The following is a 20,888-nucleotide window of genomic DNA, read 5'->3' as shown; positions in this document are numbered from 1 at the left end:
GACGCCGCCTCCCAGACACGTGTCTACACCTCCGCTGTGCCCCACGTCACGAATATGGGGTCACGAGTTGGCAGCCTTCCCCGCGGGGCTACTGTGCAAGCACTCCCCGAAAGGACTCCCCCATGAATGCACCCACCGGCCACGATGCCGACTTCACCGACCTGCTCGAGGCCAACCGCGCCTTCGCCGACGACTTCTCCCTCGGCGGCTTCGACGGCATCGCCCAGGCCGGCGTCGCGATCGTCACCTGCATGGACAGCCGCATCGACCCGCTGGGGATGCTCGGGCTGAAGCCGGGCGACGCCAAGATCTTCCGCAACCCCGGCGGCCGCGTCACCGCCGCAGCCCTCGAGGCCCTCGTCCTCGGTGTGCACCTGCTCAACGTCAAGCGCGTTCTCGTCATCCCGCACACCCGGTGCGCGATGACCAGCTCGACCGAGGTCGAGCTGCGGCAGAAGGTCGGCGAGTCCGCCGGTCAGGACGCGTCATGGCAGGGCTTCCACGTCGTCACCGACCAGCTGGACTCCCTTCGTCAGGACGTCGCCGCGGTGCGCTCGCACCCGCTCATCGCCGACCGTGCCGCCGTGGGCGGGTTCGTCTACGACGTCGACACCGGCCTGATCAGCCAGCACTACTGAGTCTTCCGCCCGCGACGACCGGGGTCGGTGACGGGGGTCACAGCCGCAGTGCCACCATGGGCTCATGACCACCGTCACCCACCCCGTCCCGACGTCCGACGCCATCGCCACACCCTGGGCGAGCGAGCAGACGATCACCTGCCGCGACGACCGCGTCGGCCTCCGCGCCGTCATCGCGATCGACGACACGACCCTCGGCCCCGGCTTCGGCGGGGTGCGCTACCGCGCCTACCCGTCCACCGAGGCCGCCGCCCGTGAGGCCCAGCGACTCGCGGCCGCGATGACCCTCAAGCACGCGCTCGCCGAGCTGCCCTACGGCGGGGCGAAGTCCGTCGTCGTGCTCGACGGTGCCGCGCCCGCTCCCGGCAGCCCGGAGCGCCGCGCCCTCTTCGCCCGCTTCGGCCAGATGATCGCCCGCACCGCCGGCTCCTACGTGCCCGGCGTCGACATGGGCACCCTCCTCGAGGACATGCAGACCATTCGCGACGACGGCGGTGCACGGGCCTTCTGTGACGAGGTGAGCCCCTCCCCCTTCACCGCCCGTGGCGTCTACGCGGCGATGCGGGCCGCGGCCGTCCACCACCACGGCGAAGGGGGTCTGTCCGGTCTGCGCGTCGTCGTCCAGGGCGTCGGCAGCGTCGGCGAGGAGGTCGCCCGGCTCGCCCACGGCGACGGCGCCCGCGTCACGCTCGCCGACATCGACACCGCCCGCGCGCAGGCCCTGGCCACCGAGCTCGGCGGCGACACCGTCCCCACCGAGGCCGCCCCCTTCACCGAGGCGGACGTCTTCGCGCCCTGTGCGGTCGCGCGCGTGGTGACTCGCGACAACATCGACCGCATCCCGGCACGGATCATCGCCGGGGCGGCCAACGACACCCTCGACTCCCCCGACTGCGCCGATGCCCTGCAGGCGGCGGGCATCACCTTCGTCCCCGACTTCGTCGCCAACGCCGGCGGCGTCATCCAGGTCCACGGCGGCGTCGCGGGCTGGTCCGACGAGGAGACGCTCGCGGCGATCGACCGCATCGGCGAGCGGGTCACCGGCCTGCTCGAGGCGGCCGAGGCCGAGGGCATCACGCCCGTCGAGGCCGCTTTGCGGCGTGCCGACGCCGCCCTCGGACGGACCGTGGCCCGATGAGCGCCGAGCAGGCGGTGCGCCGTTACTACGCGCTCGTCGACGCAGGCGACGTGACCGGCGTCGTCGACTGCTTCGCGCCCGACGCTACCTACCACCGTCCCGGCTACGACCCGATGGTCGGGCACGCAGCACTCACCGACTTCTACGGCGGGGAGCGCGTCATCGCCGACGGGCGGCACGAGCTCGACGAGCTCGTCGTCGACGGCCGGCGGGTGGCGGTCCACGGGCGCTTCGTCGGCACGCTCAAGGACGGCAGCGCCGCGCGGGTCGGCTTCGCCGACTTCTGGGTCCTCGACGACTCCGGGCGGGCCGTCACCCGCCGTAGCTTCTTCGACACCCCCGCCGTCTGACCCGACCGGAGCCCGCATTGCCGTATGGCAATGCGGCCCACCCGGCCCCGATTGCGCATTGCCGTAGGGCAATGCGGTCTCGGGGGCGGCGTCAGAGGGCCAGGCGCTCCTTGACGACGACGGACAGGCGCTCGGCCGACTCCTGCGCGCGCTCGTGGGTCGCGGCCTCGACCATGACCCGCACGACCGGCTCGGTACCCGACTTGCGCAGCAGGACCCGCCCCTCGTCGGCGAGCGAGGCCTGGACCTCGGTGACCGCGGCCTGCACGCCCTCGTCGCCGTCGACCCGGTGCTTGTCGACGCCCTTGACGTTGATGAGCACCTGCGGCATGCGGGTCATCGCGCCGGCCAGCTCGGCCATCGAGCGACCGGTCTCGGCGACCCGCGCGGCGAGCATCAGGCCGGTGAGGACACCGTCACCCGTGGTCGCGTGCTCCTGGAGGATGACGTGCCCGGACTGCTCGCCACCCAGCGAGAAGCCGCCCTTGCGCATCTCCTCGAGGACGTAGCGGTCGCCGACGCCGGCCTGCACGACGGTGATGCCGGCGGACTCCATGGCACGCAGCAGACCGAGGTTGCTCATGACCGTCGCGACGAGGGTGTCCTGGGCGAGCTCGCCGTGCTCCTTGAGCGCGATCGCGAGGATCGCCATGATCTGGTCGCCGTCGACCTCGCGGCCCTGCCCGTCGACCGCCAGGCAGCGGTCGGCGTCGCCATCGTGCGCAATGCCGAGGTCGGCGCCGTGCTCGACGACGGCGGCGCGCAGGCCCTCGATGTGCGTCGAGCCGACACCGTCGTTGATGTTGAGCCCGTCGGGGCGGGCGCCGATGACGTGCACCTCGGCGCCCGCGAGGCGGAAGGCCTCGGGCGAGACCTGGCTCGCGGCGCCGTGGGCGCAGTCGAGGACGATCGTCAGGCCGTCGAGACGCTGCTCGACCGCGTCGAGCAGGTGGCGCACGTAGCGGGCGCCCGCGTCGTCCATCGGCGTGACCCGCCCGACGTCGATGCCCGTCGGGCGGTCGGGCGTCTCGTCCATGGCCGCCTCGATGGCGTCCTCGACGGCGTCGGGGAGCTTGTGGCCCCCCTTCGCGAAGAACTTGATGCCGTTGTCGGGCATGGCGTTGTGCGAGGCCGACAGCATGACGCCGAAGTCGGCGTGCAGCTCGGCGGTGAGGAAGGCGACGGCGGGCGTCGGCACGACACCGGCGTCGAGGACGTCGATGCCGCTGCTGGCGAGCCCGGCGACGACGGCGGCGGAGAGGAACTCGCCCGACGCGCGGGGGTCACGGCCCACGACCGCGACCGGCCGGTGGCCCTGCAGGCCCTCGGGGTCGCGCAGGACGCGCGCGGCGGCCTGGGCGAGGGCGAGGGCGAGGTCTGCGGTGATGACCTCGCCGTTGGCGAGGCCGCGAACACCGTCGGTGCCGAAGAGTCGGGACATGTGCGTGCTGAACCTTCCGTGGGGGGCCCGCCGCATGACACACGAGAGACGGGCTCGTGCGACGATACCCGCTGGTTAGGCTGGGAGACCGTAGGTGCGACGTCGAGAGGCCCTCATGATCGAGTTCATCCCGTCAGACGGCCCCACCCTCGGGGTCGAGTGGGAGATCGCCCTCGTCGACGGGGAGACCCTCGACCTCGTGCCGCTCGCCGACTCCGTCGTCGAGCCGCTGGCCGCGGAGGACGGCCTGGCCCCCAAGGTCCACCGCGAACTGCTCACCAACACCGTCGAGCTCGTCACGGGCATCTGCCGGGACGTTCCCGAGGTCGTCGCCGACCTCTCCGACAGCCTCTCGAGGCTGCGCGGGGTCACCGACGGCCTCGGGCTGGAGCTCATCAGCGCCGGCACCCACCCCTTCGCCAGGTGGGAGTCGCAGCAGGTGAGCGAGGGCGAGCGCTACGCGACGCTCATCGACCGCACCCGGTGGTGGGGGCGGCAGATGGTCATCTACGGCGTGCACACCCACGTGGGCGTCACGCACCGCGACAAGGTCCTGCCCCTGCTCGGGGGGATGCTCAGCTATGCGCCGCACCTCCAGGCCCTCGCGGCCTCGTCACCGTGGTGGGGCGGGGTCCCGACCGACTACGCGAGCAACCGCGCCCTGCTCTTTCAGCAGCTGCCGACCGCCGGGCTGCCCTTCCAGTTCGAGACGTGGGCCGAGTACGAGCGCTATGTCGACGACCTGCTCGTCACCGGCGTCATCGACGAGCTCAAGGAGGTGCGCTGGGACCTGCGTCCGGCGCCGCACCTGGGCACCCTCGAGGTGCGGGTGTGCGACGGCGTGCCGACGCTGCACGAGATCGCGGCGCTGACCGCCCTCACCCAGTGCCTCCTCGTGCACCTCGACGACCGGCTCACCGACGGCGGCACGATCCCGACGCTGCCGCCGTGGCACGTGCAGGAAAACAAGTGGCGCACCGCGCGCTACGGCATGGACGCCATCATCATCCTCGACTCGCGCAACCGCGAGCGCCTCGTCACCGATGAGCTGCACGACCTGCTCGAGCGCCTCACCCCGATCGCCCGCCGCCTCGGCTGCGAGCGCGAGCTGGCCGGCGTGGAGGACATCATCCGGGCCGGCGCGAGCTACCAGCGACAGCTGGCCACCGCCGACGCCCACGGTGGCGACCTCGTCGAGGTCACCCGGTCGCTCGTCGCCGAGATGCGGTCCGGGCGCCCGCTGACGGTCTAGCGGGGCACGACCCTTCGAGGCTCCTTCCTCGCACCTCAGGACAACGCGAAGGGCGGCGCCCACCGTGAGGTGAGCACCGCCCTTCGTGGTCTCGAAGACCAGCGTCGATCCGTGGATCAGCGCTTGCTGTACTGCGGCGCCTTGCGGGCCTTCTTGAGACCGGCCTTCTTGCGCTCCGGGACGCGGGCGTCACGGGTGAGGTAGCCGGCCTTCTTCAGGGTGGCGCGGTTGAGCTCGGGGTCGACGCCGTTGAGCGAGCGGGCGACGCCGAGACGGACGGCACCGGCCTGGCCGGAGGGGCCACCGCCGTGGACGCGCACGAGCACGTCGTAGGCGCCGTCGAGCTCGAGCGCGACGAGCGGCTCGTTGACGATCTGCTGGTGGACCTTGTTGGGGAAGTAGTCCTCGAGCGCACGCCCGTTGACCTTCCACTCGCCGGTGCCCGGGACGATCCGGACGCGGGCGATGGCCTGCTTGCGGCGGCCGGTCGCGGATCCGGGAGCGGACGCGGAGGGGCGGCGCACGGGCTCGTCGGCGCCGACGGGGCCCTCGGACTCGGAGGTGTAGGAGCTCAGCTCGGGCTCGTCGCCCTCGAGCACCTCGATGTTGTCGGTGGTGTCAGCCACAGTGGTTCCTCAGTTCCTTGTCGGCGGCGCTTACTGCGCGACCTGGGAGATCGTGTAGGGGGTGGGCTGCTGAGCGGCGTGCGGGTGCTCGGCACCGGCGTAGACCTTGAGCTTGCTCAGCTGCTGGCGGCCGAGGCTGTTGCGGGGCAGCATGCCGCGCACGGCCTTCTCGACGGCGCGCGTCGGGTGCTTCTCCAGCATCTCGGTGTAGTTCATCGAGGACAGACCGCCCGGGTGACCCGAGTGACGGTAGGCGCGCTTCTGCTCGGCCTTGGCGCCGGTCAGCGCGATCTTGTCGGCGTTGATGATGATGACGAAGTCGCCGGTGTCCACGTGGGGGGCGAAGGTCGTCTTGTGCTTGCCGCGCAGCAGGGTCGCGGCCTGGCTCGCGAGGCGGCCGAGCACGACGTCCGTGGCGTCGATGATGTGCCACTGACGGGTGATCTCACCGCCCTTGGGGGTGTACGTGCGCATGTCAATGCCTTCTGCTCGTCGTTCGCTTGCCCCTGCGGGGGCGAAGGGGAGGCGCCGCACGTCGCGAGGACCGGGCGCCGCTGGGTTCAATTCTACGGACCGCCCACGTCCCGCCGAAATCCGCACAACAGCCCCAAAACCCTTGGTAGGCCGGGCATCTCGCACGATCTCGGGGCGTCCACGACGGCCACCCAGCGGCGATTGCACAAAACTTGTGCAATCGTGGAGGGGTGACGGACTCCCCTTCGACCGCGCCCTGGCGACTGCTCGCCCACCCGCTGCGCTCGCGTATCCTGGCCCACCTGCGGCTGCACGGTGGGGCCACCGCCGCCGAGCTCGCCCGCGCGCTGGGCACCAACACCGGCGTCACGAGCTACCACGCCCGGGTGCTCGCCGACGCGGGGCTGCTCGAGGACACGGGCCTGGGCGACGGCCGCTCCCGCGTGTGGGCCGCGGCCGAGGAGGACGAGGAGCGCGCCGTCGACACCTCCGTCGCCGTGAGCACGATCGACGACGCCGACGACCTCGCCGACGCCCTGTGGCTCGCCCATGACCTCGTCGACCACCACGCCCAGCGGATGCACGGCTGGGTCGACGCGCAGGTGTCGTGGCCCCTGGTCTGGCAGGAGGAGTGCGGTCTCGACGACCGCGAGGTCCTCGTCGACGAGACCCAGCTGGCCGCGCTGCGGGCCGAGCTCGGCGCGGTGCTCGATCGCTACCGACGACGCGGCGCCGGCACGCCGGGCGCGCGCCGGGTCTCCGCGGTCGTCGCCCTCACCCCCCTGCCCCGCTGACCCGACCTAGGCTGGCGCGCGTGAGCGAGGGCACCGAGGGCGAACGGCACTGGCTGTGGGGCGTGCTGCTGCGCATCACGATCGCCTTCGCGGTCCTGGCGCTCGTCACCCACACGCTCGTGCGGCCCTTCGTCATCCCGAGCGGGTCCATGGAGCCGACCCTCATGACCGGCGACCGCGTCTTCGCCCAGGTCGCCGGTGTCGACGGCGACGACCTCGAGCGCGGTGACGTTGTCGTCTTCGGCCACGGCGAGACCTGGGGCGACGCGCGCCTCGACGAGACCCACCCGGTCAAGGACGTCCTGCGCTACGCGGGCGACCTCCTCGGCGCCGGCCCCAGCCACACGGCCCACACGGTCAAGCGGGTCATCGGTCTGCCCGGTGAGACGCTCTCCTGCTGCGACGCACAGGGGCGCGTGCTCGTTGACGGCGAGCCCCTCGACGAGCCCTACGTCCGCCACGACCTGCCCTTCTTGCGGGACGCCGACTGCAGCCGTGAGGGTGCCCCGCAGCGCTGCTTCCCCGAGGTGACCGTCCCCGACGACTCCTACCTCGTCCTCGGCGACAACCGCGCCAACAGCGCCGACTCGGTCATGGGCTGCCGTGGCCGCGGCACCGGACCCTGCGAGGCCCGCTTCGTGCACGCCGACCGGGTCGTGGGCACCCTCGGCTGGCGCTGGTGGCCGCTGCCGCCGGGCGGCGCCGAGCGCGACTGAGCTAGTCCCGCCGGGCCCGCGCCTCGTGCGCTCTCGCGGCGAGCGCGTCGTCGGCCGGATAGCTCACCTCGACGAGGCACAGACCGTGCGCCGGCATGACCTTGACCCGCGGGTCGCGGGCCCCGGCGGTGAGCACCTCGGCCGGGAAGCCGGCACCCCGGTGCCCGGCCCCCACCGGCACGAGCGCCCCGATGAGCGCCCGGACCATCGAGTGGCAGAAGGCGTCGGCGACGACCGTCGCCTCGAGCAGCCCGTCGTCGCGTCGGGTCCAGTCGTAGCGCAGCAGGGTGCGCGTCGTCGTCGCCCCCTCCCGCTTCTTGCAGAAGGCCGCGAAGTCGCGCAGCCCGAGCAGCTCCTGGGCCGCCGCGTGCATCGCGTCGACGTCGAGCGGGCTGCGCAGCGCTACCACCTCACGACGACGAAGGGGGTCCACCCGGGCCGGGTCGTCACCGACGAGGTAGCGGTAGCGCCGGCTCGTCGCGGAGAAGCGGGCGTCGAAGCCCTCGGGCGCCCGCGCCACCCGGTGGACGACGACGTCGGGCGGCAGCACACCGCGCAGGCGGGTCGCGAGGGCCTCCTCGGGTGCGCGGTCGGAGTGCCCGCGGGCACGCTCGAGCTCCTCCGGCGCGACGTCGACGTGGACGACCTGGCCGGCGGCGTGGACACCGGCGTCGGTGCGACCGGCGACGGTGAGGCGCGCCGGTTCCGCCAGGCGCAGGACCGTCGTCAGGCCCGCCGACAGCTCCCCCTCGACGGTCCGCAGACCGGGCTGCGCGGCCCACCCGTGGAAGTCGGTGCCGTCGTAGGCGAGGTCGAGACGCAGCCGCATGCGGGTCAGCGTAGGCGAGGCACGACGAAGGCGATGTCCTGAGGCGTGAGGCCACCCGCGGCCGAGCACACGAAGGGGCGCCGCCCACCCGGTGGGGTGAGCGGCGCCCTTCGTGCTGCGGGGGTCGAGCGGGGCCTCAGGCCTCGTCGGACTCCTGCTGCTTGACCTCGTCGGTGGTGGTCTCCTCGACCGCGCTCTCCTCGGCCGGGGCCTGCTCGGCCTCGTCCTTGGCGGAGCGCTGGGTGGCGGCCTCGGCCTCGGCGACGACGGCGCGCTTCGGCTTGGCGTCGACGGGCTCGCGGACGAGCTCGATGACGCACATCGGGGCGTTGTCACCCTTGCGCGGGGCGATCTTGGTGATGCGCGTGTAGCCGCCCTGGCGCTCGGCCATGTCGGGAGCGATCTCGACGAAGAGGCGGTGGACGACGCTCTTGTCCTGGACGGTCGTCATGACCTTGCGGCGCGCGTGCAGGTCGCCGCGCTTGGCGAAGGTGATGAGGCGCTCGGCCAGGGGACGCAGACGCTTGGCCTTGGCCTGCGTCGTCGTGATCTGGTCGTGCTCGAAGAGCGCGGTGGCGAGGTTCGCGAGGATGAGCCGCTCGTGAGCTGGGCCGCCACCGATACGGGGACCCTTGGTGGGGGTGGGCATGGTGTTCTCCTTGGAGGTTCTGACCTACCGCGTCGGCGGTGAGGTCGGGAAGCGGTGGGTCAGAGCTGCTCGTCCTCGGCGAACGAGGCGTCCTCGTCGCCGGACTCGTCGTAGTCGTCCTCGCCGTAGCCGGGGATGGCCGTCGGGTCGAAGCCGGGAGGGCTGTCCTTGAGGGCCAGGCCCATCTCGTGCAGCTTGGCCTTGACCTCGTCGATCGACTTCGCGCCGAAGTTGCGGATGTCGAGCAGGTCGGCCTCGCTGCGACCCACGAGCTCACCCACGCTGTGGATGCCCTCGCGCTTGAGGCAGTTGTACGAGCGGACCGTGAGGTCCAGGTCCTCGATCGGCAGGGCCAGGTCGGCGGCGATCGCGGCGTCGGTCGGCGAGGGGCCCATGTCGATGCCCTCGGCCTCGACGTTGAGCTCACGGGCCAGGCCGAAGAGCTCGACGAGGGTCTTGCCGGCGGAGGCCAGCGCGTCCCGGGGGGCGATCGAGTTCTTGGTCTCGACGTCGACCACGAGCTTGTCGAAGTCGGTGCGCTGCTCGACACGGGTCGCCTCGACCTTGTAGGTCACGGCGAGGACCGGCGAGTAGATGGAGTCGACCGGGATGCGGCCGATCTCCTGGTCACCGGTCTTGTTCTGCTGCGCCGAGACGTAGCCGCGGCCGCGCTCGACGGTCAGCTCCATCTCGATGGAGCCCTTGTCGTTGAGGGTGGCGATGTGCAGGTCGGGGTTGTGGACCTCGACACCGGCCGGGGGGTTGATGTCGGCGGCGGTGACCGCGCCGGCACCCGACTTGCGCAGGTACATCACGACCGGCTCGTCGTTCTCGCTCGAGACGACGAGGGACTTGATGTTGAGGATGATCTCGGTGACGTCCTCCTTGACCCCGGGGATCGTGGAGAACTCGTGGAGCACGCCGTCGATCCGGATCGAGGTGAGGGAGGCACCCGGGATGCTCGAGAGCAGGGTGCGACGCAGCGAGTTGCCGATGGTGTAGCCGAAGCCGGGCTCGAGGGGCTCGATGACGAACCGCGAGCGGTTGTCGGCGATGACCTCTTCGCTGAGGTTGGGGCGCTGTGCGATGAGCACGTCTGTTTCCTTCCCACGGGCGACCGCTATATGACGCCTCGTGAAGGTGCCGGTCTGGTGGCCGGCGGTTGGTGCGCCTCTGTCCGTGCACCAACCGTGAGGCTCCTGCCCCCTTCGCACGAGGCGAAGGGAGCAGGAGCGACGGTGATCAGTTCTTCGAGTAGAGCTCGACGATCAGCTGCTCGGTGAGCTGGGTGTCGATCTGCTCGCGGGTCGGCAGCTGGTGCACGAGGATCTTCAGGCTGCCGGGGACGACGTGGAGCCACGCCGGGACCGGACGCTCGCCGAAGGTCTCACGCGCGAGCTGGAAGGGGAAGGCCTCCACCGACTGCTTGCGGACCGTGATGATGTCGTACTGCTCGACGCGCTGGCTCGGGACATCGGTGCGGACACCGTTGACCTCGAAGTGGCCGTGCGTGACGAGCTGGCGGGCCTGACGACGCGTGCGGGCCAGCCCCGCGCGGTAGATGACGTTGTCGAGGCGCGACTCGAGGATGGTCAGCAGGTTGTGACCGGTCTGGCCGGGGCGGTTGGCCGCCTCCTTGTAGTACCGGACGAACTGCTTCTCCATGACGCCGTAGGTGAAGCGGGCGCGCTGCTTCTCCTGCAGCTGGGTGAGGTACTCCTTCTCCTGGATCCGCCGACGGCCGTGCTGGCCCGGGGGGAAGGGACGGAGCTCGAAGTTCTTGTCGCCGCCGACGAGGTCGAGCTTGAGTCGACGCGACTTCTTGGTGATGGGGCCGGTGTAACGAGCCATGTCTTATCTGTCTCCCGTATCTCTGCTGCTCAGACGCGACGGCGCTTGGGCGGGCGGACACCGTTGTGCGGGCTGGGCGTGACGTCCTGGATCGCGCCGACCTCGAGGCCGGCGGCGGTCAGGGAGCGGATCGCGGTCTCGCGACCGGAGCCCGGGCCCTTGACGAAGACGTCGACCTTCTTCATGCCGTGCTCCATGGCACGACGTGCAGCGGCCTCGGCAGCCATCTGGGCGGCGTACGGGGTGGACTTGCGCGAGCCCTTGAAGCCGACCTGGCCGGCGGAGGCCCACGAGATCACGGCACCGGTGGGGTCGGTGATCGAGATGATCGTGTTGTTGAACGTGCTCTTGATGTGGGCCTGGCCCACGGCCACGTTCTTCTTGACCTTGCGACGCACCTTGGCGCCGGAGCGGGTCTTGGGGGGCATGTTTCTCCTACGAAGTTCTTCGGTGTGTGGTGATCACCGCGCGGCGCGAGCCGGCAGCGGTGAGCCGTGGTGTGTCAGGCCTTCTTCTTGCCTGCGACGGTGCGCTTCGGGCCCTTGCGGGTCCGGGCGTTGGTCTTGGTGCGCTGACCGCGGACCGGGAGACCGCGGCGGTGCCGCAGGCCCTCGTAGGTGCCGATCTCGACCTTGCGGCGGATGTCGGCGGCCACCTCGCGGCGGAGGTCACCCTCGAGCTGGACGTTGGCCTCGAGGTAGTCGCGGAGGGCGACGAGCTGGTCGTCGCTGAGGTCCTTCACGCGGGTGCTCGGGTCGACGCCGGTCTCGGCGAGGGCCTTGCTTGCGGTCGTGCGTCCCACACCGAAGATGTAGGTCAGGGCGACCTCGACGCGCTTCTCGCGCGGCAGGTCGACTCCAACAAGTCGTGCCATGTGCTGGCTTCCTTCTCGTGATTCGGAGGTCTGGTGCACCACCGATCCGGCGGTGGTCCCCGCCGATGGGGGCGGGCCGCTCGGTCCCCGGCCTCCGAGCCGGGGGTGACGTCCTGCTCCGCGAAGGGGGCAGGGGCCGGGTGGTGCGTGCTTCTTGATGTTGGCGTTGCTCGAGGATCTGTGGCGATGAGCCAAGGTCCCCGCCGTGCGGGCCGTGGTGGCCGCGATCAGCCCTGGCGCTGCTTGTGGCGCAGGTTGTCGCAGATCACCATGACCCGACCGTTACGGCGGATCACCTTGCACTTGTCGCAGATCTTCTTGACGCTCGGCTGAACCTTCATTGCCGTCTCGCATCTTTCATCGATCTGTCCCGACCCACGGGTGGTGGATGCCGGGTCGTGCGGGAGTTGCGTCCCTCGTCGGTCGCCGGGTCGACGACCGCCTCGGTCAGCGGTAACGGAAGACGATCCGGCCGCGGGTCAGGTCGTACGGGCTGAGCTCGACGACAACCTTGTCCTCGGGGAGGATTCGGATGTAGTGCTGCCGCATCTTGCCCGAGATGTGGGCGAGAACCTTGTGACCGTTGGTCAGCTCGACCCGGAACATTGCGTTCGGGAGCGCTTCGACGATCGTGCCCTCGACCTCGATGACACCGTCCTTCTTGGCCATACCCTCTCAATCCGTTGGTGGTCGCCTCCTGGGTGGAGGCCACCGGGTCCGGCACGCGGGCGATGGCCTCCTCGCGAGCGGGAAGGCATGACACACGTGACCGACGATCAAGAATAGTGGACGAAGACGCCGGGGGCGAAATCCACCCGCGGGCGTCCCGATATTGCCAGACTCGAGGATCCGGATGCTGACCCCCTCCGAAAGGATCACACCGTGGACGCACTGGCTCGCAAACTGGGACTGCGCACCCACCCCACCATCTTCTTCGTCTCGGCGGGCCTCATGGCCCTCTTCCTCCTCGTGCTGCTGGTCTTCCCCACCCAGCTGAGCTCGGTCTTCGGCAGCGGGCGCGAGTGGATCGTCACCAACCTGGGCTGGTACTTCATCTTCGGCGTGACCGCGTGGGTGATCATGCTCCTCGCCGTGGCCTTCAGCCCCTACGGTCAGGTCCAGCTGGGCCGCAAGGAGACACCCCCCGAGTACAGCTTCGCCTCGTGGTTCGCCATGCTCTTCGCCGGCGGCATCGGCACCATCCTGATGTTCTGGGGCGTCGCCGAGCCGATCTCGCACTTCAGCGAGCCGCCTCGGTCCGGGGTCGAGCCCTACACGGTCGAGGCGGCCCAGGACGGCATGAACTTCGCGCTGTACCACCTGAGCCTGCACACGTGGGCGATCTTCTGCCTGCCGGGTCTGGCCTTCGCCTACTTCATCCACCGCTACGAGCTGCCCGTGCGGGTCAGCTCGGTCTTCTACCCGCTGCTCAAGGACCGCATCTACGGCCCGATCGGTCGCGCCATCGACATCCTCGCGATCCTTGGCACCCTCTTCGGCGTGGCCGTCTCGATCGGTCTGGGAACCTCGCAGATCGGCGCCGGCCTGGGCGAGCTCTTCGGCTGGTCCAACGACACGACCCTGCAGGTGCTCATCATCGTCGTACTCACGACCGTCGCGACGACGTCGATCGTGCGCGGCCTCGACAAGGGCGTCAAGCTGCTGTCGAACATCAACATCGGCATGGCCATCGCGCTGATGATCTTCGTCCTGCTCACCGGCGGGATGACCCTCTTCCTCATCCGCGAGATGTTCGAGACCACCGGAAACTTCGTCGCCGCGCTGCCCGAGCTCATGCTGTGGAACGACGCCCTCGCCGACGTCACCAAGGACGACGGCTGGGGCTGGCAGGGCGGCTGGACCGTCTTCTACTGGGCGTGGACGGTGAGCTGGGCCCCCTTCATGGGGATCTTCCTCGCACGCATCTCCAAGGGCCGCACCGTCCGTGAGTTCGTGCTCGGTGTCCTCTTCGCCCCGACGCTCTTCACGATCATCTGGTTCGTCACCTTCGGCTGGTCGGCCCTGCGCATCGACGGCATGGACGGCAGCGAGGGCCCGATCGCCGCGGCCGTCAGCGAGTCGGTCCCGCTGTCGATGTTCGCCTTCTTCGAGAACTACCCGCTGACGACGATCGTCCAGGGCTTCGCGGTGCTCATCGTCGCGATCTTCTTCGCGACGAGCTCCGACTCCGCATCGCTCGTCGTCGACATGCTGTGCACCGGCGACGGCGACGCCGGCCCCACCCGTCAGCGGGTCTTCTGGGGAGTGAGCGAGGGCGTCCTCGCGGCCCTGCTCATCGTCCTGGCCGGCGACAAGGGCCTCGAGGCCCTGCAGGAGGTCATCACCGTCATCGGGCTGCCGATGTTCACGTTGATGTTCCTCGCCGGCATCAGCTTCCTCGTCGCACTGCGCAAGGAAGACCTGCAGTACGTCACGAAGGTCAGGGGCGTCCCCGACGAGGCCGTCTCCGCCGGCGAGGAGGCCCGCGAGCGTGGAGAGATCGTCGACCTCGGCGCGGACGAGCCCGAGGACGAGCGGGAGACCGCCCGGGCCTGACCGGTCCCGACGGCCTCGGGGCGCGCACCCTGTCGGGGTGCGCGCCCCGGGCACGTAGGCTCGACGCATGACCGGCCTGACCATCGCACTCGTCGGCGCGCCGGACTGGCCGGACGCCCCCTTCGTCGCCCGTGCCGTGGCCGCACTGGCCCCCGACGCGAGCGTGCGGTGGTTGCCCGCAGGGGCCGCCCTCACTCCCGACGTCGACGGCGTCTGGCTCCTCGCGCCGCCGGCACAGGCACCGGCGACGACCCACGACACGACGACCGGCTGGGCCCTGCAGCTCGGCGTCCCGGTCCTCGGCCCCCTCCGCACGGACGAAGGGGGGAGCCTCACCCCCTCCCCCGGCAGCCGCCTGGCGGCCATCGGCGGCGAGGCGCCGGTCGACCTGCCGACGCACACCGGCTCCGCCCGTCCCGGGCGCGACTACGTCGCCGCCCCGGGGACGATCTGGTTCGCGCAGGCCCACCGGGGCGCCGAGCCCGCCGTCGTCACCGCGGGGGGATCCCCCTTCGCCACGCTCACCGACTTCCCCGCGGCGACCGCCGACGGGGTGCACCCGCTGGCCCTCGACCTCGTCGCGGCTGCCCGCGAGCGCGCCGCCAGCCGCCACGCCCCCGCGGTCGCGCCGAGCTCCGGCTCCTCGCTCGCGCCGCTGCCCGACGACGAGCCGCGCAGCTATGTCCACCAGATGCGCACGGCCGGCTACCGCTGGTGGCGCCCCTTCCTCGCGCTGGGGGCGGGCATCGCCACGTGGTTCGTCCTCGCGATGGCCCTGAGCATCGCGTGGTTCGTCCTCGACCCCTCGCTGCTCGAGAGCGGCGGCAGCACCGCCGACATCGACCCCGCCGACCCGGTGACGATGCTCATCAGCAACCTCACCCTCGCCGCGCTCATCCCCGCGACGCTCGTCGCCACCCGGGTCGGCCACTGGCGGCCGATGGGCCGACTGTGGTCGGTCGCCGGGCGCATCCGCTGGCGCTGGCTCGCCGTCGCCTCGGCCGTCACCCTCGTCATCTGGGGCGGCTACCTCGCCGCGGCCTGGGTGCTCTCCGGCGAGCAGCCCACCGAGCGGCCCGCCCACTGGCCCTGGCTGCTCGTCATCACCCTGCTCACCACGCCGCTGCAGTCGGCCGGCGAGGAGGTCGCCTTCCGTGGCGGGATCCTCCAGGGCGTCGGCGCGTGGATCAAGCGGCCGGTCGTCGCCCTCGTCGTCGGCACCGTGCTGTCCGCGGCGACCTTCGCCCTGGCGCACACCTCGCTCGACCCGTGGGTGCTGCTCGACCTCGGTGGCATGGCGGTCGCCTGCTGCTACCTCACGTGGCGCACGGGCGGGCTCGAGGCCGCCATCGTGCTGCACGTCGTCAACAACCTCGTCATCATCCTCGGCCTGACGATGCTCGGCGGCCTGTCCGACGCCTACGTCACCGAGGAGACGACGAGCACCGCTGCCTCGGGTGGCCTCGGGGTCGCGGCGACCTTCGTCATGACGGCGATCCTGCTGTGGCTGGCGCGCCGGACCGGGGTGGCCCCCAAGGGCTTCGGCCGCCCGGCCCTCTCCCCCGGTGCGACCCCCGAGTCCGCATCTGCCTGAGGTCGCACTTCCTCAAGGTCGTGCGGCCAGGTCGCTCGAGAAGGCAGCGATGATCCGGGCGGCACCGTCGACGGCGCTCACCTCGCCGGTGCGCAGGCCTGGGGTGATCTCGGCGAGCAACTCGCGCACCTGCGGCGAGCGACGCACGGCGTCGCGCAGCTCGGCGTCGACCATCGCCCACATCCACTCGCGCTGCTGCTCGGCCCGGCGGGCGTGCAGCGAGCCCTGGGCCTCGAGCCACTCGCGGTGCTCGAGCACCGCGGCCCACACGTCGTCGAGACCGTCGCCGGTCTGCGCGCTGCAGGTGAGCACGGGGGGACGGCGGGCGTCGGGGTCGGAGTTCATCAGCCGCATCGCGCCGGAGAGCTCCCGGGCGGCGACCCGCGCATCGCCGGCGTGCTCGCCGTCGGCCTTGTTGACCGCGATGACGTCGGCCATCTCGAGGATGCCGCGCTTGATGCCCTGCAGCTGGTCGCCGCCGCGGGCGAGCGCCAGCAGGAGGAAGGTGTCGACCATCTCGGCGACCGCGACCTCGGACTGACCGACGCCCACGGTCTCGACGAGCACGACGTCGAAGCCCGCGGCCTCGAGCACGAGCATCCCCTCACGGGTCGCGCGGGCGACCCCACCGAGGTGCGCGCCCGACGGCGACGGCCGCACGAAGGCATCCTCGCTCGCCGTCAGCTGCGCCATCCGGGTGCGGTCACCGAGGACCGACCCGCCGGTGCGGGAGCTGCTCGGGTCGACGGCGACGACGGCGACCCGGTGACCGCGCTCGATAAGCCGGGTGCCGAGCGCGTCGATGAAGGTCGACTTGCCGGCCCCCGGGATACCCGAGATGCCCACGCGCATGCCCTGCCCGGTGTCGGGCGCGATGAGCGCGAGCAGCTCGCGAGCCCGCTCCCGGTGGTCCGGGCGCGAGGACTCGACGAGCGTGATCGCCCGGGCGATGTGGGCGCGCGAGCGCTCCCGCACCCCCCGGGCGAGGTCGGCGACCGACTCAGGCATCGGTGCCGGCGGCCCGCTCCCGCAGGCGGTCGACGAGACGGCCGGCCGCCTCGGCGATGACCGTGCCCGGCGGGTAGATGTCGTCGGCCCCGGCGGCACGCAGCTCGTCGAAGTCCTGATCGGGGATGACGCCACCCACGACGATCATCAGGTCCTCTCGGCCGAGGGAGTCGAGCTCCTGGCGCAGCGCCGGCACGAGGGTCAGGTGACCCGCGGCCAGCGACGACACCCCGACGACGTGCACGTCGCCCTCGACGGCCTGACGGGCCACCTCGCCGGGGGTCTGGAAGAGCGGGCCCACGTCAACGTCGAAGCCGAGGTCGGCGAAGGCGGTCGCGATGACCTTCTGGCCGCGGTCGTGGCCGTCCTGGCCCATCTTGGCGACGAGGATGCGGGGGCGGCGCCCCTCGGCCTGCTCGAAGTCGTCGACCTTGGCCAGGACCTCGTCCACGGCGCCACCCTTGCCAGCCTCGTCCCGGTACACACCCGAGATCGTACGGATCTGCGCGGTGTAGCGGCCGTAGACCTCCTCGAGCGCGGACGAGATCTCGCCGACGGTCGCCTTGGCCCGGGCCGCGTCGATCGCGAGCGCGAGCAGGTTGGTCTCCATGGTGCCGCCGTCGGCCTTCGCCGCCTCGGTGAGCGCTGCGAGGGCCGCGCGGGTCTCCCCTTCGTCGCGCTCGGCACGCAGCCGCTCGAGCTTGGCGATCTGGGAGGCCCGGACCGCGGCGTTGTCGACCTTGAGGATCTCGATGGCCTCGTCGGCGGTGCTCTCGGTGACGGGGTAGGTGTTGACGCCGATGACCGGCTGCTGGCCGGAGTCGATGCGCGCCTGGGTGCGGGCGGCCGCCTCCTCGATGCGCATCTTGGGGATGCCGGCCTCGATGGCCTTGGCCATGCCGCCGGCGGCCTCGACCTCCTCGATGTGGGCCCAGGCCCGCTGCGCGAGGTCGTGCGTCAGGCGCTCGACGTAGGCGCTGCCGCCCCACGGGTCGATGACGCGCGTCGTGCCCGACTCCTGCTGGAGGACGAGCTGGGTGTTGCGGGCGATGCGCGCGGAGAAGTCCGTCGGCAGCGCGATCGCCTCGTCGAGCGCGTTGGTGTGCAGGCTCTGGGTGTGGCCCTGGGTGGAGGCCATCGCCTCGACGCAGGTGCGCACGACGTTGTTGTAGACGTCCTGGGCGGTGAGGCTCCAGCCGGAGGTCTGCGAGTGGGTGCGCAGCGACAGCGACTTGGCATTGCCCGGCTCGAAGTTCTCCTTGACCAGACGCGCCCACAGCAGGCGGGCCGCGCGCAGCTTGGCCACCTCCATGTAGAAGTTCATGCCGATGGCCCAGAAGAAGGACAGTCGCGGCGCGAAGGAGTCAACGTCCATGCCCGCGGCCTTGCCCGCCCGGATGTACTCGATGCCGTCGGCGAGCGTGTAGCCGAGCTCGAGGTCCTGCGTCGCCCCGGCCTCCTGCATGTGGTAGCCGGAGATCGAGATCGAGTTGAAGCGCGGCATCCGCTGGCTGGTGAAGGCGAAGATGTCGGAGATGATCCGCATCGAGGGAGCCGGCGGGTAGATGTAGGTGTTGCGGACCATGAACTCCTTGAGGATGTCATTTTGGATGGTGCCGCTCAGCTGCTCCGGGCTCACCCCCTGTTCCTCGGCCGCGACGACGTAGAGCGCGAGGACCGGCAGGACCGCGCCGTTCATCGTCATCGACACGCTCATCCGGTCCAGCGGGATCCCGTCGAAGAGCGTGCGCATGTCGTAGATCGAGTCGATGGCGACACCGGCCATGCCGACGTCGCCGGACACGCGCGGGTGGTCGCTGTCGTAGCCGCGGTGGGTCGCTAGATCGAAGGCGACCGACAGGCCCTTCTGCCCGGCCGCGAGGTTGCGCCGGTAGAAGGCATTGGACTCCTCGGCGGTCGAGAAGCCGGCGTACTGCCGGATCGTCCACGGCTGGTTGACGTACATCGTCGGGTAGGGCCCGCGGAGGAAGGGGGCCGCGCCGGGGGCGGTCTCGAGGAAGTCGAGGTCGGCGGTGTCGGCCTCGGTGTAGACCGGGGCGACCTCGATCTTCTCCGGGGTCTCCCAGCCGTCGGCCGCACCGGGGGTGGCGTCGAGAGCCTGCTGCCAGCGCTCGGCGGCGTCGGCGGACGGGGCTCCGTCGCCGAGGTCGACGGTGTCGAAGCTGGGGATCTGCGCGCTCATGCGTCTGCTCCTGCCTGCGGGGCGCCCGGGGCGCTCGGGGCGCCGAGGAGATCAAGAAGTTCTGCGAGGAAGTCCACGATATTGATGCCGTCGCGGACCTCGCCGTCGACGGTGGTGTCGCCGAGCTCGGCGGCCTTGCCGGCGACGAGGACCCGGCCGACGCCGGCGGAGCGAAGGGAGGCCACGCTCGCCTCGGCGTGGGCCGAGTAGCCCGCGGCGGACGAGGCGATGATCGCGGCGGGCGCACCCTGGGCCGCGGTCAGGTCGGCGTCGGGACCGTCGACCTCGATGACCTCGGGGCGGATGCCCGCGACGCCAAGGAGGTTGGTGACGAAGGTCAGCCGCGCGGTGTGCTCACGGGCCGGCCCCAGGGCCAGCACCGGGACGCTGACGTCACCGCCGGCCGTCCGCTCGCGCAGCGCCTCGAAGATCTCGGCGTCGCGACGACGGGGCAGACCACCGGTGGGTTCGGTCCGGGGCGTACGGCTCAGCAGGGTCTCCCCGGCCAGCGGGAAGGTCGAGGTGCCGGTGATCGGCAGCGCCCTCGTGGCCAGCGCGACGTCGCGCTCGGCGCTCGTCGCGGCCAGCCGCTCGGCGACGGTGCCGGCGGCCAGGGCTGCCGCCGCTCCCCCGGCGGCGTCGAGCTGCCCGAACCACGTCCAGGCCGCGCGGGCGAGCTCGTCGGTGAGCGACTCGACGTATGCCGAGCCACCGGCCGGGTCGGCGACCCGGGCGACATTGGACTCGGACGACAGCAGGGACTGGGTGTTGCGGGCGACCCTGCGGGAGAAGGCGGTCGGCAGACCGAGCGCGTGGTCGTAGGGCAGCACGGTGATCGCGTCGGCGCCACCGGCGGCGGCCGCGAAGCAGGCGATGGTGTCGCGCAGGATGTTGACCCACGGGTCGGTGCGCGTCTGCATGCGCCACGAGGTGACCGCGTGCACCCACGCGCCGCGGTCGGCCTCGGGGACCTCGATCACCTCACCGACACGCGCCCAGGTGCGGCGCAGGGCACGCAGCTTGGCGATGGTCGTGAACTGGTCGGCGGTCGCGGCCACGCGGAAGTCGATCCGGCGGAAGGCCTCGGCCGGCTCGACACCGGCCTCGGCGAGGTGCCGGACGTAGTCGAGGGCGGTGGCCAGGGCGAGCGCGATCTCGTCCTGGTCGCTCGCGCCGGCATCGTGGTGGACCCGGGTGTCGACGGTGATGGCGCGCACCCCGGTGAAGCGGTCGGTGCACGTGGCGACGGCCTCGGCGAGCGGCGCGAGGTCGGGCGAGCCGCCGACCGTGGCGACCTGGCCGATGGGGTCGTGCCCGAGGCTGCCGCGGACCACGGTGGGGTCGACCCCCTTCGCCTCCCAGGCGGCGACGAGTGCGGCCGCCGCGGCGCTCTGGTCGTCGGTGGAGCTGACGACGACCGGGGCGAGGTCGACCATGACGTCGGTGAGGACCTCGGCGACGTCACCGGGGGCGATACCGTCGGCGCCGACGTGCAGCCACACCGAGCTCACGCCGCGCTCGAGGTCGTCGAGCACGGCCGCGCGGCTGGCGGCGGCGTCGGGGTCGTCGTGCAGCTGGCGCACGTCCCACGGCTGGTCGGGGTTGCGCGGGCCACGGCCGCGGGTGAAGGGCATCGCGCCCGGCAGGCCGAGGGCGGCCCCGGGCTGCGGCCAGTAGATCGGCTCGATGTCGACGCCACCGGGCAGGTGGCTCGCGAGGGCCTCGCGGGCGCCGGCGCCGTCGACCTTGCGGTCGTCGGGTCGCGACTTGTTGACCACGGCGGCGGCCAGGTCGGCCCACGCGTCCGGGGCCACCGGGGCGAAGCCCTCGGCCAGTCCCATGACGTCGTCGCGTGCAGGGGGAAGGGTCATCCTCGAAACGCTCCTCATCGACCC

The 20,888-nt window shown here is 71.5% G+C and carries 22 protein-coding genes; 8 read left to right on the top strand and 14 right to left on the bottom strand.

Annotated elements, in window-relative coordinates; genetic code table 11:
- Positions 1-122 precede the first annotated feature (122 nt).
- The 3 genes from NYE39_RS14120 to NYE39_RS14110 all read left to right on the top strand — a co-directional run bounded on the left by NYE39_RS14120 (position 123) and on the right by NYE39_RS14110 (position 2,126).
- Positions 123-638: a beta-class carbonic anhydrase gene (locus NYE39_RS14120; RefSeq protein ID WP_341013019.1), complete on the top strand. Its 516-nt coding sequence runs from the start codon at positions 123-125 to the stop codon at positions 636-638.
- A gap of 64 nt (positions 639-702) precedes the next feature.
- On the top strand, positions 703-1,776 hold the full coding sequence (locus NYE39_RS14115; protein WP_341013018.1) for a Glu/Leu/Phe/Val dehydrogenase dimerization domain-containing protein: 1,074 nt from the start codon (positions 703-705) through the stop codon (positions 1,774-1,776).
- The gene (locus NYE39_RS14110) at positions 1,773-2,126 is read left to right on the top strand and encodes a nuclear transport factor 2 family protein (protein WP_072623799.1); all 354 of its coding nucleotides are present in this window, start codon (positions 1,773-1,775) and stop codon (positions 2,124-2,126) included. Before NYE39_RS14115 ends, NYE39_RS14110 begins: the two co-directional genes overlap by 4 nt.
- 91 nt (positions 2,127-2,217) lie before the next feature.
- On the opposite strand, the gene glmM is transcribed toward NYE39_RS14110, so the two are convergent.
- Positions 2,218-3,567 (bottom strand): phosphoglucosamine mutase, encoded by a 1,350-nt coding sequence (gene glmM / locus NYE39_RS14105; RefSeq protein ID WP_341013017.1) that lies wholly within the window; start codon positions 3,565-3,567, stop codon positions 2,218-2,220.
- Positions 3,568-3,682: 115 nt separating this feature from the next.
- Here glmM and NYE39_RS14100 point away from each other — a divergent pair, with 115 nt between their 5' ends.
- Entirely contained in the window at positions 3,683-4,819 is a 1,137-nt protein-coding gene (locus NYE39_RS14100) for a glutamate--cysteine ligase (protein WP_341013429.1), read from the top strand.
- Positions 4,820-4,935: 116 nt separating this feature from the next.
- Here NYE39_RS14100 and rpsI read toward each other — a convergent pair whose 3' ends face one another.
- Both rpsI and rplM read right to left on the bottom strand, forming a co-directional pair.
- Entirely contained in the window at positions 4,936-5,445 is a 510-nt protein-coding gene (gene rpsI, locus NYE39_RS14095) for a 30S ribosomal protein S9 (protein WP_341013016.1), read from the bottom strand.
- Between the two features lie 30 nt (positions 5,446-5,475).
- Entirely contained in the window at positions 5,476-5,919 is a 444-nt protein-coding gene (gene rplM / locus NYE39_RS14090; RefSeq protein WP_072623795.1) for a 50S ribosomal protein L13, read from the bottom strand.
- Between the two features lie 230 nt (positions 5,920-6,149).
- Here rplM and NYE39_RS14085 point away from each other — a divergent pair, with 230 nt between their 5' ends.
- Together NYE39_RS14085 and lepB are read left to right on the top strand one after the other, a co-directional pair.
- A complete protein-coding gene (locus NYE39_RS14085) occupies positions 6,150-6,713 on the top strand; it encodes a winged helix-turn-helix domain-containing protein (protein WP_341013015.1) in 564 nt (187 codons plus the stop codon).
- Positions 6,714-6,733: 20 nt separating this feature from the next.
- Positions 6,734-7,429: a signal peptidase I gene (lepB, locus tag NYE39_RS14080; RefSeq protein ID WP_341013014.1), complete on the top strand. Its 696-nt coding sequence runs from the start codon at positions 6,734-6,736 to the stop codon at positions 7,427-7,429.
- Position 7,430: 1 nt separating this feature from the next.
- Here lepB and truA read toward each other — a convergent pair whose 3' ends face one another.
- The 8 genes from truA to infA form a co-directional block, all read right to left on the bottom strand.
- Positions 7,431-8,258 carry a tRNA pseudouridine(38-40) synthase TruA gene (gene truA / locus NYE39_RS14075; RefSeq protein ID WP_341013013.1) on the bottom strand — a complete coding sequence of 276 codons (828 nt, stop codon included), beginning with the start codon at positions 8,256-8,258 and terminating at the stop codon, positions 7,431-7,433.
- 136 nt (positions 8,259-8,394) lie between these two features.
- Positions 8,395-8,907: a 50S ribosomal protein L17 gene (gene rplQ / locus NYE39_RS14070; RefSeq protein ID WP_341013012.1), complete on the bottom strand. Its 513-nt coding sequence runs from the start codon at positions 8,905-8,907 to the stop codon at positions 8,395-8,397.
- Positions 8,908-8,966: 59 nt separating this feature from the next.
- The gene (locus NYE39_RS14065; protein WP_084450031.1) at positions 8,967-10,001 is read right to left on the bottom strand and encodes a DNA-directed RNA polymerase subunit alpha; all 1,035 of its coding nucleotides are present in this window, start codon (positions 9,999-10,001) and stop codon (positions 8,967-8,969) included.
- Positions 10,002-10,149: 148 nt separating this feature from the next.
- Positions 10,150-10,758 carry a 30S ribosomal protein S4 gene (rpsD, locus tag NYE39_RS14060; RefSeq protein ID WP_072623790.1) on the bottom strand — a complete coding sequence of 203 codons (609 nt, stop codon included), beginning with the start codon at positions 10,756-10,758 and terminating at the stop codon, positions 10,150-10,152.
- A gap of 29 nt (positions 10,759-10,787) precedes the next feature.
- Positions 10,788-11,186 (bottom strand): 30S ribosomal protein S11, encoded by a 399-nt coding sequence (gene rpsK / locus NYE39_RS14055; protein ID WP_007928041.1) that lies wholly within the window; start codon positions 11,184-11,186, stop codon positions 10,788-10,790.
- A gap of 74 nt (positions 11,187-11,260) precedes the next feature.
- Positions 11,261-11,632, bottom strand: a complete 372-nt coding sequence (gene rpsM, locus NYE39_RS14050; protein ID WP_341013011.1) for a 30S ribosomal protein S13 — start codon at positions 11,630-11,632, stop codon at positions 11,261-11,263.
- 227 nt (positions 11,633-11,859) lie between these two features.
- Positions 11,860-11,973 (bottom strand): 50S ribosomal protein L36, encoded by a 114-nt coding sequence (rpmJ, locus tag NYE39_RS14045; protein WP_007928044.1) that lies wholly within the window; start codon positions 11,971-11,973, stop codon positions 11,860-11,862.
- Between the two features lie 106 nt (positions 11,974-12,079).
- Positions 12,080-12,301, bottom strand: coding sequence for a translation initiation factor IF-1 (gene infA, locus NYE39_RS14040; RefSeq protein WP_007928045.1), 222 nt, complete (start codon positions 12,299-12,301; stop codon positions 12,080-12,082).
- A gap of 213 nt (positions 12,302-12,514) precedes the next feature.
- On the opposite strand from infA, the gene NYE39_RS14035 reads away from it, so the two are divergent.
- Together NYE39_RS14035 and NYE39_RS14030 are read left to right on the top strand one after the other, a co-directional pair.
- Positions 12,515-14,188: a BCCT family transporter gene (locus NYE39_RS14035; protein WP_341013010.1), complete on the top strand. Its 1,674-nt coding sequence runs from the start codon at positions 12,515-12,517 to the stop codon at positions 14,186-14,188.
- Positions 14,189-14,255: 67 nt separating this feature from the next.
- Positions 14,256-15,782, top strand: coding sequence for a CPBP family intramembrane glutamic endopeptidase (locus tag NYE39_RS14030; protein ID WP_341013009.1), 1,527 nt, complete (start codon positions 14,256-14,258; stop codon positions 15,780-15,782).
- A 12-nt stretch (positions 15,783-15,794) separates the two neighbouring features.
- Here NYE39_RS14030 and meaB read toward each other — a convergent pair whose 3' ends face one another.
- The 3 genes from meaB to NYE39_RS14015 are packed head-to-tail and all read right to left on the bottom strand — an operon-like array spanning position 15,795 to position 20,864.
- Positions 15,795-16,790: a methylmalonyl Co-A mutase-associated GTPase MeaB gene (gene meaB, locus NYE39_RS14025; protein ID WP_341013008.1), complete on the bottom strand. Its 996-nt coding sequence runs from the start codon at positions 16,788-16,790 to the stop codon at positions 15,795-15,797.
- The gene (scpA, locus tag NYE39_RS14020; protein WP_341013007.1) at positions 16,783-18,993 is read right to left on the bottom strand and encodes a methylmalonyl-CoA mutase; all 2,211 of its coding nucleotides are present in this window, start codon (positions 18,991-18,993) and stop codon (positions 16,783-16,785) included. The genes meaB and scpA overlap by 8 nt, the downstream gene beginning before the upstream one ends.
- Positions 18,990-20,864 carry a methylmalonyl-CoA mutase family protein gene (locus NYE39_RS14015; protein WP_072623784.1) on the bottom strand — a complete coding sequence of 625 codons (1,875 nt, stop codon included), beginning with the start codon at positions 20,862-20,864 and terminating at the stop codon, positions 18,990-18,992. Before NYE39_RS14015 ends, scpA begins: the two co-directional genes overlap by 4 nt.
- Positions 20,865-20,888 lie beyond the last annotated feature (24 nt).

The sequence above is a fragment of the Janibacter sp. FSL W8-0316 genome (assembly GCF_038004165.1).
In the GTDB taxonomy this organism is placed as follows: Bacteria; Actinomycetota; Actinomycetes; order Actinomycetales; family Dermatophilaceae; genus Janibacter; species Janibacter indicus.
The sequence above is the reverse complement of the archived record's forward strand: the minus strand, read 5'-3'. Positions and strand labels throughout refer to the sequence as shown.